Consider the following 16,478-nt stretch of genomic DNA (forward strand, 5'->3'; position numbering starts at 1 on the left):
CCATTTATTTTGTTTTTCTACCGATGGCAAAATATTCAAACCCAAGCTCTGCCAGTTCTTCCGGATCGTAAATGTTTCGTCCGTCGAAAATGATTTTGCTTTTCAACAGTTTCTCCATAACGCGGAAATTCGGCAGCCTGAATTCTGACCACTCGGTAACTAAAATCAGTGCATCGGCATCTATTAACGCGTCGTATTCATCTTTAGCATACGAGATTTTATCACCCAGAATTCGTTCGGCTTCGTGCATTGCAACCGGATCGTATCCAACAACAGTAGCACCGGCTTCCAGTAATTTTTCAATGATAACCAAAGCCGGAGCTTCGCGCATATCGTCGGTTTTTGGTTTGAAAGCCAGTCCCCACATGGCAAATTTTTTGCCTTTCAGGTCGCCATCAAACCGTTTGTAAAGCTTGTTGAATAGAACCTCTTTTTGGCGATAATTTACTTTCTCAACGGCTTTTAATACGTCAAGCGAATAATTAAATTCATCGGCTGTGCGAATTAAAGCCTGCACGTCTTTTGGAAAACACGAGCCACCGTAACCGGTTCCCGGGTAAATAAATTTGTTTCCGATACGCGGATCAGAACCAATTCCGCGACGAACATTGTCAACATCGGCACCAACAATTTCGCAAAGGTTGGCAATGTCGTTTATAAAACTAATTTTTGTGGCCAGCATCGAGTTGGCGGCATATTTGGTCATTTCCGACGAAGTGATATCCATAAATAAAATCGGATGTCCGTTCAGTACGAAAGGTTTGTACAAACGCTGCATCACTTTTTGTGCGCGTTTCGATTCGGTGCCGATTACAATACGGTCGGGTTTCAGGAAATCGTTTACGGCACTTCCTTCTTTCAGGAATTCAGGGTTTGAAGCCACATCAAAAGGAATATCCTCACCTCGTTTTTCCAGCTCCTCTAGAATAGCCTGTTTCACTTTTACAGAGGTGCCAACGGGAACTGTACTTTTTGTTACCACAACCAGGTAGTGATCCATGTTTTTTCCAATTTCGCGGGCCACGCCTAAAACGTATTTCAGGTCGGCACTACCATCTTCATCGGGTGGTGTTCCAACGGCAATAAATACTGCATCGGCATCTTTAATGCTGTTACCCAAATCGGTGGTAAATTCCAGGCGCCCTTTTTCAACATTCTTTTTATAAATGTCTTCCAAACCCGGCTCGTAAATGGGGATTATACCGTTATTTAGTTTCTCAATTTTTTTCTCGTCGATGTCTACACAGGCAACATTTACACCGGTTTCTGCAATACATGTTCCTGAAACCAATCCTACATAACCTGTTCCTACTACCGAAATCTTCATAGCTGATTTATAATTTTTGAAGTTGATTTATTTATGCGTGTCGATAAAAATAATGAGTTCATCATTATTGGGCATATTTTTATGCGTTAAAACTGTTTTTCTTAAAACGGGAATAAAGATAATTGAATTCCGCAGAAAGAATCAATGATAATAATTAGAATCCACTTCTTCATAGGTTTTTGCTTCATCAAAATTTTGTGGAATGACGAAAAGTAGTGGGAGTGAATTACTTGAAAAGAAGGGGAGAGGATAGCGAACTTTTGACAATAATTGATGTTTATTTACTAAATTTGATAAAAATCAACTGGCTTTGTGAAATTTCTAATTTCCGCAATATTAGTCTGTTCTATCTTTTCCTTTCAGTTTTCGGAACTGTTGGTTTTGGCGTCGTTCAAAATCAATCAGGATTACATAGCCAAAAACCTTTGTGTTGAAAAGGATGTGGAAGGATCTACCTGCCAGGGATGTTGCCAGTTGAAAAAGAAAATGCATGAGCAGGAAGAGCAGAAAAAGGAACTGCCACCGCAACAGAATGAAAAGCAGAATATCGATTTTTGTGTTCAAACTGCGGAATCAAAATGTACATTGTATCCAAAAATTGAAAATCTGAGAATCAAAACTTCATCAAATTATTCATTTCTAAAGGCTTTGAAGGTCTTCCATCCGCCAAAATATTCCGTTTAAATACCGCCCCAAACGATATTTTAAATAGTAATAAATCATTTTGGAATGAGAAAGATCTTTTATAATTCCGGAATCAGAATGGTGTATTTGCTGGTATTTATGTCGCTGGTACATTTTTCTTATTCGCAGGAAAAAACAATACAAATTATTGATTCTAAAACGAAAACCGGAATTCCTGATGTACACTATCAATACAACGAAACAAGGGGATTTTCGGATAAGAACGGGAATATAGATTTGCAAATAACAGAGGGGGCAGAGTTGTTTCTGTCGCATTTGCAATACGGGAAAGTTGCATTTAGTTCGGAAGAAGTTGAAAAGTTAGCAAACGACGGAGTTATTGCCCTAGTACAATCATCCACCTATTTGCCCGTAGCGGTGGTTTTGGTGCATCCAATGGCCGGCGATAAACGAAAAATGGAATTCACCGTGCAGAACAAACTGGCACACGATGCCGGTGATTTGCTGGAATCGGTGGTATCAATATCTACTATTCGAAAAAGTGGTGCATATGGATTTGATCCGGTGCTTCGTGGTTTCAAATACGACCAGATTAACCTGGTATTAGATGGAAGCCAAACAGCTTCGGCGGCTTGTCCAAACCGAATGGATCCGGCAGCCAGCCAAATTCCTATTAATATGATCGCTGAAGCGGAGGTTTTAAAAGGACCACACAGTTTGCGTTATGGAAATGCATTTGGCGGAACCATAAATTTTAAAAGCACTTCGCCCGATTTTAAGGAAAAAGCAACACCTGTAGGTCGCGTAGGAACGAGCTACGAAAGCAACGGAAACATTTTTAGAACCGAAGGAGTGGCCGGAGTTTCAGGTTCGAAAGTCGATTTTCGGATGTTTGGAGCCTATTCCACAGGCGATGATTATACGGATGGTGATGGAGTGGATATTGCAGCTCGTTTTAACCGTTTGAACTGGGGCGGGAAGCTAGGCGTAAAACTCAGTCAAAGCCAAAATATTGGAGTGCTGGTTTCGAATAACATTGCGAAGGATGTTGATTTCCCGGCTTTGCCAATGGATTTGCGCGAAGACAATACCTGGCTGGTAAATGCCAGTCATTCGGCTGTTTTTTACGATAAAGCGCTTTCCTCATGGAATACCAGTGTTTATGGCACAATGGTAGATCACCTGATGGACAACTACGACAAAGTACTTGATCCGCGAATGGTGGATGCAATTACCGATGCAGAAACGCGGAATTATGGTGGCCGTACGGAATTGCGTTTCGATTTTAACAAAAGCTACCTGTATGCCGGTGCCGATTATCGTTTTGAGTCGGCCGAGGGATATCGTGAACGCACAATGCTAATGGGACCAATGGCCGGCAAAGTGCTGACTGATAATGTTTGGCAGGATGCAGAGATTAAACGTACCGGATTTTTTGGAGAGTGGCACATTGCACAACCGGGATTTCAGTTTGTTGTTTCGGGACGCCTCGATATAAATTCGTCAAAAGCCAATAATCCCGATCCGCGTTTTGAAGAAATTTACTCCGATTTGGAATCATCGCAGGTACATCCGTCGGTTAGTGTTGGCGGAACACGTTTGTTTAACGAGAATATTTCGCTGGGTTTGTGGATGGGAATGGCCACGCGAAGTCCGGGAATTGCCGAGCGCTACATCAATCAGTTTCCGATAGGATTGGATCCGTATGAAATGTTGGGAAATCCTGATCTTGATCCGGAAATTAACAATCAGCTCGATCTTGTTTTTCGTTATCAAACGGAAAAGACCAATATTAATGTAAACGTGTTTACCTCGGTTTTGCGCGATTATATTTCTTCGGAAATCCGTGAAGATTTGCAGCCAGCGATGAGCACTTCGCCGGGTGTTCGTCAGTTTATAAATATCAAAAAAGCATTGATGACCGGCTTTGAAGCCAACTGGACACAGCAATATAGTTCGTTCCTAAGTCACGATTTGGGACTGGTTTATACGCACGGCCAAAATCAGGAGCTGGATGAACCACTGCCCGAGATCCCACCGATGGAGTTTCATTATCACCTTATGGGGAATTTTGCTGATGGAAAACTAAAGCCGGAGTTGATGTTCAGGTACGCCATGAAACAAGACCGCATTGCGACATCGTACGGCGAAACAGAAACGCCGGCATTTAATGTAGTTGATGCAAAAGTTTCGTGGTTAATGAATGATGTTTTTACGGCAACCGGTGGTGTACAAAACTTGTTTGATGAAGCGTATTACGAACATTTGGCACGCTCGGTTCGCGGAGCGGATGCCCGACCAATTTATTCGCCCGGAAGGAGTTTTTATGTAACGCTTACCATTAGTTTCTTATAGCATATAGATGTGTTTTTGTTGAAAAGTGGTTGTCTTTCTTTAGGCGATCACTTTTTTATTAAATCTGCTGGTATAAATTTGGTGGAGCCGCAATTCCCAAAAACTTTAGTTACTTTTCCTGTGTTTAAATTCAAAAATTACTGTACGCATGAACCGATTCATTCTCATTCTTCTCGTTTTAGTTTTCTCAACGGACGCTTTTGCGCAAGTGAATAATCAGATTAAAGAAGAGGCTAAAAAACAAACGGCTTATGCACTCGAACTTTGCAAATATTTGCACGAAAATCCGGAGCTTTCTTTTCAGGAGTTTGAAACTGCGGCGCGAATGGCGAAGGAATTAAAAGAGCTTGGTTTTGAAGTGACGGAAAAGTTTGCCGGAAACAGTGTGGTGGGGATTTATAAAAATGGTGATGGTCCAACCGTTTTTTTGCGTACCGATATGGATGCCTTGCCAGTTGAAGAAAATACGGATTTGCCTTTTGCCAGCAAGAAAATGGGTGATTTGGATGGAAATCAGGTTGCGGTAATGCACGCTTGCGGGCATGATATACACATGTCGACCTGGACGGGAACATTGCGGACTTTGGTTGCTTTAAAAGATAAATGGCAAGGTACATTAATGGTAATTGCTCAGCAGGCCGAAGAATACAGCGGCGGGGCAGGACAGGCGATTGATGCCGGACTGTTTTCGAAATTCCCAACTCCGGATTATGCGTTGGCTTACCATATTAACCCTGAATTGGAAACCGGACAAATCGGTTTGCGTGGCGGACCTGTTTTTGCCGGAGTAAAAACCGTTGAAATCACCGTTTACGGAAAAGGAGGACACGGTGCATATCCACAAAAATGTATCGATCCAATTGTTATTTCATCGCGGATCGTTAACGATCTGCAAACCATCGTAAGTCGCGAATTAAGTCCTACAGAACCTGCTGTTGTTACCGTTGGCTCAATCCATGGAGGAACACGCCCGAATATTATTCCCGATGAAGTAAAAATGCAACTCACACTGCGATATTTCTCCGATGAAACGATTGAAAAAGTAATTGCTGCAATAAAACGAATTAGCGAAAATGCTGCGCGTGCAGCTGGCGTTCCGGAAGATAAGCTGCCGTTTGTAGATGTTTTCTCGGTTGAAACTCCTCCGGTTTTAAACGATGATGTTTTGAGTGCAAAAGTGAGCGGGTTTGCCGCAGACATTATTGGCCAGCAAAACATTATTGAAACGCAACCTGAAATGGTAGGCGAGGACTTCGGAAAATACGGCCGCACCAAAGAAGACATTCCGATTTGTTTGATCTGGTTGGGAAGTACAAGTCCTGAAGAAATGAAGCGTTTAAAATCCGAAGGAAAAGCGCCTTTCCCGTTGCATTCGCCACAACTGAATCCTGACTACGAAAATACCATAGAAACCGGAATTGCGGTAATGGCAGCAAATGTTATCGGGCTGATGAACAAATAAAAAGCCCTTCCGAAGAGAGAAGAGCTTTTCTGCAAATTAATTATTTAAAATTATTCCTCGGGGAAATAACTAACATCGTAATCAATTAATCCCGTGCGGGTTTCTATTTTTTCAATAACCTGCTTAACATCGTTCCATAATTCTTCGCCTTCCTGCCCAAAAATTTCCCAGTGTTTTTCAATGTCGCTAAAATGTTCGGCTGCATTGCTACCGGTTTCGTCAATAAAATACACCACGTTCATTTCGGGGGCAAAAGCAGGATACATTGTAAGAAAATCATCTTTAAAACCATTTGTTTCTCGCAGTTCTTTATAACGTTTTACCAGTTCTTCAAATTCTTTTTCTTTACCATATTTGATGTAAAACTTCTCGAAAAATCGAAATCTTTTACCATTGGCCGGTATGTCACGTTCTGCAGCACGGATTGATAATTCCGGCTGATATTCAAGAATAAATCCGCCAATTGTGTTAAATGCACCATCAAAGAGCTCTTGTAACTCCTTTGATTTTTCGCTATGTTCCTTCCATAACTTCTGAGAAGCAGCCTCTATTTTATCGATATCGGCATAATTTGTAAAGGGAATAGAGTACCATAAATAGCCTTCGTTGGTGTACTGTGTAATATTGGCAAAAGGATGGTTTTGCTCTTTCAGAAAGGCGTTCTGACTTTTAATGGCATTCAGCAATTTTTCTTGCTGCAGTGGATTTACCTGAACCTCCCAAACCATATATCTGATTTTTGGTGGATTTTCCTGTGCGCTCAATGAAAAATTAGTCAGTGCAAAAATTAAAAGGACTAATAGTCCGGTGTAAATTGTTTTCATGCTGTGGATGTTAATTAGTAACTGGTTAAATATCCTAACCAAGTTACCAATAAATCCGATTAAATACAAGTAGGTATTTTATTCGCAGGTGCCAAAAGTTTTTGATTTGCAGGGTAGTAAAGGCTTTGGCCCGGAAAAACAAATTATAAATAAGAAACGATTCTTTTTGTTTATTTCTCTCTTTATGGCAGAATAGTACTTAAAAGATACATTTGATTTCAGCAGCAGGATTTAATATGGACGTGTTTAAAATTACTGCATTCGCCAGCTAAGGTGTTTAATCTCTCCGTTTCTGAGAATTTTTACCGTGTAATTTTGCCCTTTTTTCATGCTGTTTAGATATTCGTAAAAACGGGTGATGTTTTCGTTGGAGTTCAACAGAATATCATCAAACTGTAAAATGACATCGCCGCCGGCAAGAATTTCTGTGTTCCCGATAGTCATTTTTACATAACCGCCTTTTAATCCCATAAAATAGGCCGGCGAATTTTCTACCACAGCCTGCACCATCAATGCACCTTCCTGCGGAATATGAAACAGGTTGCAGAATTCGGCAGACATTGGAATAACATTAGTGCCAAACCAAATGCGACCGGTTTGTTGCAAAATTTCTTTGGTAACCGACGATGTGGCTGCAAATCCCAATCCTTCGAAACCTCCCGAAAACGACAGAATAGAACTTACAATTCCAACCACTTCGCCTTGCATGTTAAACATCGGGCCGCCGCTATTGCCTTTGTTTATCGATGCATCGGTTTGAAAAAACTCTTGCGACCGATTGTGGTTGATTTCGTTTTCTTCAACGTGTTTTCCACTAATAATCCCTCTTGAAACCGAGTGTTCCAGCCCCAGTGGATTACCGATAATAAAAATGTCGTCGCCAATGCGCATGGCATCCGAATCGCCAAGTTTAGCCGGCGGAATGTGGGACGCCACTTCGTTAAGCTGAAGAAGCGCAACATCGGCCGTTTTATCGATACGACGAATGGTGGCTCCGGTAGTGGTACCATCGGCAAAAACAACCTGTATTTTCGAGGCGTCGGCAACAACGTGTGCGGCAGTGAGTATATAAATCTTCTTTTCGCCAACCAACACTCCCGATCCCATTCCCTGGGCATCGGTATAACCATTCGGATTTCCTAACCCGGTATTTTGTTTTTGTAAAACCTGAATGGTTACAACACTTTTGTTTACCTCGGCAACCAAATCGGCAAACGATTGTGCCATTGAAGTTAAACAACTTAAGAGTAGAAGCGTGAATGCGAAAGTTTTTATCATGATTTGCTGTTGTTAAGAATGAGTCTTCAATATACAGCATTTCTGTTTTACAATAATCAAAAAATCACCATTAAATCAGTTTTTTCTTCGTTTGTTTTCCATGCAAAAATTCAATTTCTGAACTCTTTTGACCGCCAAATGTTAACAGATGTTAAAAAATGTAGGGTGATTTTAGATTGTGTTTCGTATCACTTAACCATAAATTTTTATGCTTTACCTTTGAATTTTGAATTCCGGTGAGCGCATTCCGCGATGGCCTTGCCTCGGGGTAAGCGAACAAAACAATAAAAAAGTCCTTAACGGAATCGGATTCCTCGTCAGCTCTGCTGCGAGGAGTTTCAATTAGACTGGTTTTAAATACTGCGGTTGAGTTATTAATTTTTACTTTTAACTGACCGTAATAATACATTATGATTTTTAATTCTTCGTTTGAAAATATCTACCTGATTTTACCCTTAATTGGCTTTGTGATAGGACTTTTTGGTACTATGCTTGGTGGAGGCGGAGGCTTTTTCTTTTTACCGGTGCTTACCTTAATTATTGGTGTGCCGGCGCATACAGCCGTAGCAACTTCGCTGGCAGCAACTTTGCCAATTGGTTTGGTTGGCTCGTGGGGGCACTACCGAAAAGGAAATATTGATACCAATACCGGAACTTTATTTAGCATTGCCGGAGTTGTTGGAGCTTTACTGGGAGCTCGTATAACAAATTTAATTTCGGAGCCGCAATTAAAGATTTTGTTTGGCGTGTATTCCATCCTGATTGCCATAAATATGCTGGTGGCAGGTGTACGTAAATACAAGGAGACTGCAGACGAAGAAAGTGCAGCAAAACTGAAAGCCGTCCGACTAGGAAAGGGCTCGTTTTTTGGTTTAACGGCCGGATTGATTGCCGGAACTTTTGGAACCAGCGGAACAGCGCCGATTATTGCCGGATTGTTTTCGATGCGATTACCAATAAAACTAGTTGTTGGCACTTCGTTAATGGTGGTTTTGGTTAACACGGTTTTTGCAGTTGGAGCGCACTTTTTAATGGGTAGTATCGATTTAACACTCATTGCTTTCCTTACATCAGGTTCGGTAATTGGTGCGTTTTTGGGGCCACGACTGTTCTCGAAAGCAAAGATCGGTAAATCAGAGAAAAAGGTGAAGTACGTATATGCAGCGGTGGTTGCTGCTATCGGTATTTTAATGATAGTAAACAGATAACATGATTTTAACCATATACATATTCATTTTGTCGTATTTCTTGCTCGGCGCAATTGGATTCTTTTTCATTAACCGGAAAAAGGAAAAAGCAGTTGCCCGAAAAAGCTGGACAAAATTCATTAGCTATTTTATCATTATCCACATTCTGTTTTTTAGCATCACAATTAAGTCAATATTCTTTCAGATTTTGGTTGGAATAATATTGCTGACAGGTGCTTTCGAACTTTTACGGTTATTTAAAAGGGCAGATTATAAACAATCGGGCTTTGTAATCGTTTCCCTACTTATCTATGCCGTTTTGGGGGCAGGATTGTGGTTGTTTGGGGCTATGGATAACAAACTGGTGCTTTTTGCATTTCTGATCTTATCGATCTTTGATGCGTTTAGCCAAATCTCGGGACAGTTATGGGGAAAAACGAAAATTGCACCTGAAATCAGTCCCAATAAAACCATTGGAGGAACTGTTGGTGGTGCTTTGTTTGCTTTCGCAAGCGGCTTTTTTCTTCACGGATTATACGATAACAAATGGTATGTAGTGGCCGGGCTTACACTCGGAATAATTGTGTTTGCCTTTTTAGGCGACATTGCAGCATCGTTGTACAAAAGAAAATTCGGCGTTAAAGATTACAGCAATCTAATACCGGGGCACGGAGGTTTTCTCGACCGGTTTGATAGTTTAATTGCCGGAGGTGCCTGGGTAACATTTTTTTTTCTAATGATTGGTTATTAACTTCAGCATTTCAGGGGAAGATAATAACAGTTCGATCAATTAATGAAGAGGTGAAACTAATCTGGCGATAACTTTGCTTATTGAAAACAGAGAGAGAATTAAAGGGGAGAATACCAGAGACGAATATATTTTTATGGGAAACACTATTACGCTGTCAGTAGTATATTTTATTGCAATAATATTATTACTGGCTTTTAACGAACTTAATTACCGACGACTAAAAGTAAAAGGCGAGTTTACACGAAAGTTCGCACACTTTACAGCCACTATTGCCGTGGTACCCTTTCCATACATTTTTTCAAGTCACTGGTATGTGTTTGTGCTGGCACTCATATTTTTTGCTGCCTTGTTTATTACGCAATACAGCAAACAATTGAATTCCATTCACGATATCGACCGGAAATCGATTGGAAGTTACCTGTTGCCGGCATCAATTTACCTTACATTTTTAATGTCGGATTTACTCGACAGTAAATTTATTTTCATCCTGCCAATGTTAATTTTGGGAATTAGCGACCCAATGGCAGCCATTGTAGGAATTAGCTTTAAAACAAACAATCATAAAATAAAAATATTGGGCATCGATACCGGAAAATCAATTTTCGGATCGGGTGCATTTTTGCTGACCAGCTTTGTTATTAGCTTGTTAGCGTTGTATTTTAATCGAGGTGTTTTCGATTTGAAAACATTTTATATCGGGCTGGCAGTAGCAGTAGTCAGCACCTTGGCAGAATTACTCAGTTGGCGCGGATCCGACAATCTAACCATTCCGCTTGGGGCAGCCTTTACACTTTTACTTTTAATGTAAATATGTAAAATGTAGGAGCGATGTTGGCATTTCTGCTAAAAAAGGAGTAATTTGTATATAGTAAAACAGAAACTGGAGAAAACTGAAATAGCTAAGTGGGGACTTTTTAAGGTCTCTGAATAAAATATTACGTCATGAAGAAAATTGTTATAAACGGAGCAAACGGTTATGTTGCTTCAAATTTTATAAACGAGTTATTGTTAGAGAACTACAAGGTAGTTGCACTCGCTCGCAGTAATAAAAAGTTTACTGCCGAAGAGCGGGTGAAAGCTGCATTGAAGGAGATGAAAGGTGGGGAGGATGTTGATTTTACAAATCTAGAGGTTCACGATTATTCGTTATTTGAAGCGGATTTTGCACTGCCTGAAAGTGAGTTGGAAACCATTTTCGGTGGTAACGTTGATTACTTTCATTTTGCGGCAAGTTTAAAATTTGATATTAAATCCAAAGAAGAGATATTTGGAACAAATCTACAGGGAGTAACCAATTCGGTTAATACTTTTCAGAAATATTCGGCAAAAGAATCGCGCTTCTATTTTGTAAGTACCGCGTATTCTTGCGGTCGCCTTGACGAGCCGTTTAAAGAAAAATTCTACGATAATGCTGAAATCGACGCGTTCAGAAATTACTACGAACAATCGAAACGATATGCTGAAAATGTAATTAAAGATTACATCGATAATAAAGGATTAAACGCCTGTATCTTGCGTTTGTCGCAGGTGGTTGGAAACAACAAAACCGGTGTAACAAAAACCGATTACGGTATTTTCGATTTCTCGAAACGGGTACAGAACCTGGCAAAAAAATATCCAAACAGCGTTATTCGTTTAAAAGTTGATCCTGAGTCAACTCAAAACCTTATTCCTATCGATACCGCAGTAACTTACCTGATGAGTGCCGTTAAAGCGGAGCAGGTGCCGGTTATCCTGAATTTAATTGCCAAAAGCTCGGTGAAAAATGAAGATATTCTTGGAAGCATCAGCAGCTTAATGCCGATAAACCTTGTTCCGGATATGACTCTGGAAAAGGAGCAAATGAATTCGCTCGAGCGGATTATGGCAATCGGAATGTCGTTTACAGGCGCCTACATCGATACCAATATTGCTTTCGATACCACTAATCTCGATTCGATTGTTGAAGAGGAAGTGAGCGAGGTAACTGCCGAGTCGGTGCATCGTATGCTTACCTATTTTCTGAACGGGGAAGCTGACGAGCAGGTGAACGAAATCAAAGCAGCGGTATAAATCATTTTATTTTCACAAACTAAATTTTAGGTTTACACCAATTAAGTTTAAACGAGGATTATGAAGAAAATTTTTGTTCGTGGCGAGAATATTGTCAACCTGCCAAACGCGATTAGTTTATACCGTTTATTAGCTTTTCCTGTAATTTTTTATGCAGCCCTTGTAGGCAACGAACCGTTGTTTGTATGGTTGCTTTGTATTAGTTTGGTTAGCGATGTTGCCGACGGAAACCTGGCTCGTTACCTGAAACAACAAACGCATTTTGGTGCTGCGCTCGATAACCTGGCCGACATTTGTACGTATGCAATGGCCATCTTAGGGTTGTTTGTTTTTAAATGGGCCGATATTGAACCACACAGCTGGTTTTTATTCCTTTTCCTGGGATTGTTTGTAGTAAGTTACATCGTGTCGTTTGCGCGTTTTGGAAAAATACCGGGATTACACCTGTATTCAGCTGTTTCGGCCGGATACGTTCAAAGTGTATTCTTTTTCGTGTTGTTTGTATTCGGATTCTACACCTGGTTTTTCTACCTCGCAGTAGCATGGGGAGTTATAGCCTACACCGAAAAGATATTAGTTCTCTTCAAACTCGACGATATAAAGATCGGGGTGAAGGGGCTCTACTGGTTAATGAAAGCTCAGAAAGAAGCAAAATAATTACAAGCCACATTCTTCGGATGTGGCTTTTTTGTTTGCCAAAGTATTTGATTTTAACGGGTGTATTGTTGTATATTTGATTAAATCAAAATACGCCTTGCTCTTGAAATCACCACCTTTTATACTCCTTTTTCTCCTGCTTTTTAGCTCTGTGAATTCAAATGCTCAGGGCAAATTAAAAGAGGCCTGGAATGAGCGTAACGCAAGAAAAGAGGCAGTAATAAAAGCCGGAGAACCGTGGTTGTCGCCAATGTTTGCACCGGCCTACACTGCTGATGCCGGCTTGTTGATTTCGGGGGGAATGTTATACTCGTTCCGCGCCAACAAAAACGACAGCATTTCGCAACGCTCATCACTTCCGGCCACTATTTTTTACAGTACTAAAGGCAATTTTGGGATTCAGGCGCATTTAAAATCTTTTTGGATGGAAGATAAGTTGCGTTTTGATGCCAGCCTGGTAATCCGCGACAAAGACAACAACTTCTACGGAAAGGGGTTTGACCAAATTGAATCCACACATCAATCGGATACAACCACTTTATACCACGAAACCAATTCATCGATGGCTATCAATGTTATTTATAAAATAAAACCATCGGTGTATGCGGGTATTAGTTTAAAGCCGGCTTATGTGGTTACGAAAGATTTTTCTCAGCCTGTTGAAGACGATCCGTACCGATCGCAATTTGCCGACACGTATTTCCTGAATGGAATTGGTGGACAGTTTGCTTACGATACCCGCGATATTGTTGTTAATGCGTGGCGCGGCGTTTATTTCCATTTTGCAGCAATGTTTTACGATAATATTTGGGGAAGCAAGTACGATTACCAGGAATATACATTGGATATGCGGCATTATAAAACATTAACACGCCCCGGCAATGTGCTGGCATTTCGGTTTTTTACCCGAAGTACATATGGCGACGTGCCCATAACAGAGTTATCTGATTTTTCGGGAGGGAAAAACCTGCGCGGCTATTTAATGGGCCATTACCGCGATAATACCACTGCTTTTTTGCTTGGCGAATGGCGCTACACCTTTCAAAAGGCAAACGGTGGCTTAAGTAAAAGTGGAATGGTAATGTGGCTTGGGGCAGGCAGTATTGCTCCCGATGTTGTAGGCTTGTCAAAATGGGTGCCGAACGGTGGTGTTGGTTACCGGCTTGAGTTGCAACCGCGAATGAATGTGTGTGTCGATTTTGGTGTGGGCCGCGATTCTAAAGGCGTATATTTTAATTTTGTAGAGGCATTTTAATCGTAATTTGTAATTTCTCCTTGCTCTTTATCTGCCTTAAATTCCTATCTTTAATCAACATTGAATACCGAATTGAAGCACAACTTGTTCGATGCAAAAACACATTAAACACCTATTATTTTTTCTGAGTCTGATGGGGCTGGCTTTACTTGCAAAAGCGCAAAAGTTAGATACCATTTCTATTCGTTTCGATCAGTTGTTAATGCTGAAGGATACGATTTATTACGGCGTAAATGATTCGGTAGTAGTACTTGAAGCGGACACCGAATACGATATCATCAAAAATTTCCTGGTACGAAAGCCTTCCTATTACGAAAAGCATCCTGAAAAAATTGAATCGGTTACACGCCTGAACAGTCGTTACGGGAGTTTGTTGATGGGCTCCATACGAAGCAGAGAGGAGCAACTGCCCAAAGATTTTAACCCGTCCGACCAGTATTTTTCATTCTATAAAAACCGTGTAATAAAGAACATTACGATTGAACGTGTACCCGTGCTTGATGGGAATCTTTTTGACACTACGAATGTCGACATCTCCGGATTTGGCCGTTTCCTGAACAAAACATACAGTCCGACCCGCGAGCGTGTAATTCGTAAAAACCTTCATTTTAAAGAAAATGAACGGGTAAATGCCCGTATTTTCTCGGATAACGAGCGCCTGTTTCGTGAGCTTTCGTATATCGAGGATGCTTTTATAAAAATTACACCGGCAGGAAATTCAAGTGATTCGGTAAATGTAACCGTTATGGTTAAAGACCGGTATCCGATAGGTGTAAGCGGCGATGTTAACGATTATAATGCTTTTGAGGTGGAACCGTACTCCCGAAATTTTGCCGGTTTGGGGCATAGTATCGGGATAATTGGCGAGTTTGATGGCGACACCGAAGAGAAATTTGGTTATGGTGCTTATTACGGCATTAACAATATGTGGGGCACTTTTTTCGACAGCGAAATCAGGTACCAAAGTGGTGTTGACCGCGAAAATTTCAGGATACAATTTGAGAAGCCGTTTTTAACTACGCATACCAAAAACGGAGGCGAGATAATTTACGATCAACTACGTGAAAAAGTGTCGGAGCATCCGTATGTAACCGATTCGCTGGAGAATGATAACAGCAGGTATAAACTGTCGTATTTCGATTTATGGCTGGGGCATTCGTTCTTTTTTCATCGGGATATTACACGGCCATTTTTGAATGTTGCGGCACGCTACGTTTCGTATAAATATAAAAACCAGCCCTTGGTTGATGAAACTACCAACTACGAGTTTCATAACCGGCGCTTGTATTTGGGAGGTTTGTCATGGCAACAAGTTTCGTACATAAAAACCAGTCGTTTGCTGCAATACGGAACGGTTGAAGATGTTCCTATCGGGTATAATCTGAATGTAACAGCGGGGTGGGAGAAAACCAGTTTTTACGAGCGTCCGTACTCGGGACTGCGCGGCAATTATTCGATGTATTTTAACAATGCCGGTATTTTTTCGGCTTACACCGAAGCCGGTGGTTACATAAACGATTCGAAACTGGAAGACGGTTTGGCAGGGCTGCGTTTCGATTATTTAAGTCCGATAAGTAGACTGGGACAATACGAAATCCGTAATATTTTTGAATTGAAAGTAAGTGCTGTGCGCAATCCACGGTATTTTATACCCTACTACTCAACACGGACCTTTGCAACCGATTATTTAACCGGCTACAAAAACTATTCGAACCTGTCGGTTTTTTACCGGCCCGTTTTTTATTCCAACTACCAGATCTGGGGGTTTCGTTTTTCGTTTAATCCCTACGTAAATGTTGGTTGGTTGGCTAAATCAAACGAAGCTACCAGAGAAGTCGATCGTTACTCTGAAATTGGTATTTGGGCCAGCACAAAAAACGAGAGTCTGATTTTTCCGGCTATGCACCTGCAACTGGGTTATTTCCCAAATAGGTTGGAGCAGGAGCCTCGTTTTGTGTTTACCATTGTCTTTAAAGACATTAAAGTGTTTAAGGATTTTACCTCGCTAAAACCTGAGGCGGTTCATCCGTCGCAATTGTTTAACCTAAAAGATTAAAAATAGGCTTTAAACTTTTGTTTAAGACTAAGAACCGAAAAATAAAATTGCTTAAAAGTCGATTGTTGATGGAGAATGATTCCTGAAGTGGATTGAAGGATTGAAATAAAATTTTACTTGCGCTTATTGCGTCTCCAGTAAATATACAGGATAACGATGATAACCGGCAGCACAATAAACACGATTATATTTGTTAGGGTCAGTTCCAAAGGCTCACCTTTTCCGGTAGGAATTCCACTTGGTGCCTGTGCCATTGCCATTGCCGAAACGAAAAGTAGAAATGTGAATATGCTCGATTTTTTTATCATGCGCTATAAAGTTTATTATTCTTACTACTAAAGCAAGTAGGTGGGGTGGTTTGTTCAATTCTAAATGTTTTATTTTAGCTATGGTTCTCAATTTTTGGAACACAAAATACCTTCTTATAAAAGGCCTTTTTTTGCACCATGCTTTAGCTTGGTGATTTCCTGTGTGCAAATGGATTTGGGCTTTAGCCATTAAGACTAAAAATTAAATGCTAAAGCCTTCTGGCATAAATATCATACCCACCGCCCTATTCTTATGATTTAAGCAAGTAAATTCTGATAATTTCTTTGATAAGGCTGATTATTTTTAATCACAGCAAACAT

The 16,478-nt window shown here is 40.7% G+C and carries 14 protein-coding genes; 10 read left to right on the top strand and 4 right to left on the bottom strand.

The window, feature by feature from the left end; genetic code table 11:
* Nucleotides 1-4 precede the first annotated feature (4 nt).
* Nucleotides 5-1,327 carry a UDP-glucose/GDP-mannose dehydrogenase family protein gene (locus QZ576_RS06930; protein ID WP_297095441.1) on the bottom strand — a complete coding sequence of 441 codons (1,323 nt, stop codon included), beginning with the start codon at nucleotides 1,325-1,327 and terminating at the stop codon, nucleotides 5-7.
* Nucleotides 1,328-1,708: 381 nt separating this feature from the next.
* Between QZ576_RS06930 and QZ576_RS06935 the strand changes: the two genes are divergently transcribed.
* From QZ576_RS06935 to QZ576_RS06945, 3 genes are all read left to right on the top strand, one after another.
* Nucleotides 1,709-2,011 (top strand): hypothetical protein, encoded by a 303-nt coding sequence (locus QZ576_RS06935; protein ID WP_297095443.1) that lies wholly within the window; start codon nucleotides 1,709-1,711, stop codon nucleotides 2,009-2,011.
* 45 nt (nucleotides 2,012-2,056) lie between these two features.
* Nucleotides 2,057-4,327 (top strand): TonB-dependent receptor, encoded by a 2,271-nt coding sequence (locus tag QZ576_RS06940; protein ID WP_297095445.1) that lies wholly within the window; start codon nucleotides 2,057-2,059, stop codon nucleotides 4,325-4,327.
* 148 nt (nucleotides 4,328-4,475) lie between these two features.
* Nucleotides 4,476-5,789, top strand: coding sequence for a M20 family metallopeptidase (locus tag QZ576_RS06945; protein WP_297095447.1), 1,314 nt, complete (start codon nucleotides 4,476-4,478; stop codon nucleotides 5,787-5,789).
* A 50-nt stretch (nucleotides 5,790-5,839) separates the two neighbouring features.
* Here the strand turns inward: QZ576_RS06945 and QZ576_RS06950 are convergent, their stop codons facing one another.
* Entirely contained in the window at nucleotides 5,840-6,613 is a 774-nt protein-coding gene (locus QZ576_RS06950) for a hypothetical protein (protein WP_297095449.1), read from the bottom strand.
* Nucleotides 6,614-6,865: 252 nt separating this feature from the next.
* Nucleotides 6,866-7,891: a trypsin-like peptidase domain-containing protein gene (locus QZ576_RS06955; RefSeq protein ID WP_297095451.1), complete on the bottom strand. Its 1,026-nt coding sequence runs from the start codon at nucleotides 7,889-7,891 to the stop codon at nucleotides 6,866-6,868.
* A 410-nt stretch (nucleotides 7,892-8,301) separates the two neighbouring features.
* On the opposite strand from QZ576_RS06955, the gene QZ576_RS06960 reads away from it, so the two are divergent.
* The 7 genes from QZ576_RS06960 to QZ576_RS06990 all read left to right on the top strand — a co-directional run bounded on the left by QZ576_RS06960 (nucleotide 8,302) and on the right by QZ576_RS06990 (nucleotide 15,849).
* A complete protein-coding gene (locus QZ576_RS06960) occupies nucleotides 8,302-9,099 on the top strand; it encodes a sulfite exporter TauE/SafE family protein (protein ID WP_297095453.1) in 798 nt (265 codons plus the stop codon).
* A gap of 1 nt (nucleotide 9,100) precedes the next feature.
* Nucleotides 9,101-9,829 (top strand): phosphatidate cytidylyltransferase, encoded by a 729-nt coding sequence (locus QZ576_RS06965; protein ID WP_297095455.1) that lies wholly within the window; start codon nucleotides 9,101-9,103, stop codon nucleotides 9,827-9,829.
* 133 nt (nucleotides 9,830-9,962) lie between these two features.
* Complete coding sequence (locus QZ576_RS06970) at nucleotides 9,963-10,637, top strand: diacylglycerol/polyprenol kinase family protein (protein WP_297095457.1); 675 nt, start codon at nucleotides 9,963-9,965, stop codon at nucleotides 10,635-10,637.
* Nucleotides 10,638-10,771: 134 nt separating this feature from the next.
* Nucleotides 10,772-11,881, top strand: coding sequence for an SDR family oxidoreductase (locus QZ576_RS06975; protein ID WP_297095459.1), 1,110 nt, complete (start codon nucleotides 10,772-10,774; stop codon nucleotides 11,879-11,881).
* A 60-nt stretch (nucleotides 11,882-11,941) separates the two neighbouring features.
* The gene (locus QZ576_RS06980) at nucleotides 11,942-12,538 is read left to right on the top strand and encodes a CDP-alcohol phosphatidyltransferase family protein (RefSeq protein ID WP_297095460.1); all 597 of its coding nucleotides are present in this window, start codon (nucleotides 11,942-11,944) and stop codon (nucleotides 12,536-12,538) included.
* Between the two features lie 151 nt (nucleotides 12,539-12,689).
* Entirely contained in the window at nucleotides 12,690-13,793 is a 1,104-nt protein-coding gene (locus QZ576_RS06985) for a BamA/TamA family outer membrane protein (protein ID WP_297095462.1), read from the top strand.
* A 91-nt stretch (nucleotides 13,794-13,884) separates the two neighbouring features.
* Complete coding sequence (locus tag QZ576_RS06990) at nucleotides 13,885-15,849, top strand: hypothetical protein (RefSeq protein ID WP_297095464.1); 1,965 nt, start codon at nucleotides 13,885-13,887, stop codon at nucleotides 15,847-15,849.
* Between the two features lie 113 nt (nucleotides 15,850-15,962).
* Here QZ576_RS06990 and QZ576_RS06995 read toward each other — a convergent pair whose 3' ends face one another.
* Nucleotides 15,963-16,157 (bottom strand): hypothetical protein, encoded by a 195-nt coding sequence (locus QZ576_RS06995; protein WP_297095467.1) that lies wholly within the window; start codon nucleotides 16,155-16,157, stop codon nucleotides 15,963-15,965.
* Nucleotides 16,158-16,478 lie beyond the last annotated feature (321 nt).

Origin of the sequence: uncultured Draconibacterium sp. (assembly GCF_913060805.1) — a bacterium.
GTDB lineage: Bacteria > Bacteroidota > Bacteroidia > Bacteroidales > Prolixibacteraceae > Draconibacterium.

What these genes read in the sequence shown, in the direction of transcription:
- QZ576_RS06965 (WP_297095455.1), top strand. Translation starts at nt 9,101, where the DNA reads ATGATTTTAACCATATACATATTCATTTTGTCGTATTTCTTGCTCGGC.
- QZ576_RS06980 (WP_297095460.1), top strand. Translation starts at nt 11,942, where the DNA reads ATGAAGAAAATTTTTGTTCGTGGCGAGAATATTGTCAACCTGCCAAAC.
- QZ576_RS06945 (WP_297095447.1), top strand. Translation starts at nt 4,476, where the DNA reads ATGAACCGATTCATTCTCATTCTTCTCGTTTTAGTTTTCTCAACGGAC.
- QZ576_RS06990 (WP_297095464.1), top strand. Translation starts at nt 13,885, where the DNA reads ATGCAAAAACACATTAAACACCTATTATTTTTTCTGAGTCTGATGGGG.
- QZ576_RS06940 (WP_297095445.1), top strand. Translation starts at nt 2,057, where the DNA reads ATGAGAAAGATCTTTTATAATTCCGGAATCAGAATGGTGTATTTGCTG.
- QZ576_RS06950 (WP_297095449.1), bottom strand. Translation starts at nt 6,613, where the DNA reads ATGAAAACAATTTACACCGGACTATTAGTCCTTTTAATTTTTGCACTG.
- QZ576_RS06970 (WP_297095457.1), top strand. Translation starts at nt 9,963, where the DNA reads ATGGGAAACACTATTACGCTGTCAGTAGTATATTTTATTGCAATAATA.
- QZ576_RS06955 (WP_297095451.1), bottom strand. Translation starts at nt 7,891, where the DNA reads ATGATAAAAACTTTCGCATTCACGCTTCTACTCTTAAGTTGTTTAACT.
- QZ576_RS06960 (WP_297095453.1), top strand. Translation starts at nt 8,302, where the DNA reads ATGATTTTTAATTCTTCGTTTGAAAATATCTACCTGATTTTACCCTTA.
- QZ576_RS06930 (WP_297095441.1), bottom strand. Translation starts at nt 1,327, where the DNA reads ATGAAGATTTCGGTAGTAGGAACAGGTTATGTAGGATTGGTTTCAGGA.
- QZ576_RS06975 (WP_297095459.1), top strand. Translation starts at nt 10,772, where the DNA reads ATGAAGAAAATTGTTATAAACGGAGCAAACGGTTATGTTGCTTCAAAT.
- QZ576_RS06995 (WP_297095467.1), bottom strand. Translation starts at nt 16,157, where the DNA reads ATGATAAAAAAATCGAGCATATTCACATTTCTACTTTTCGTTTCGGCA.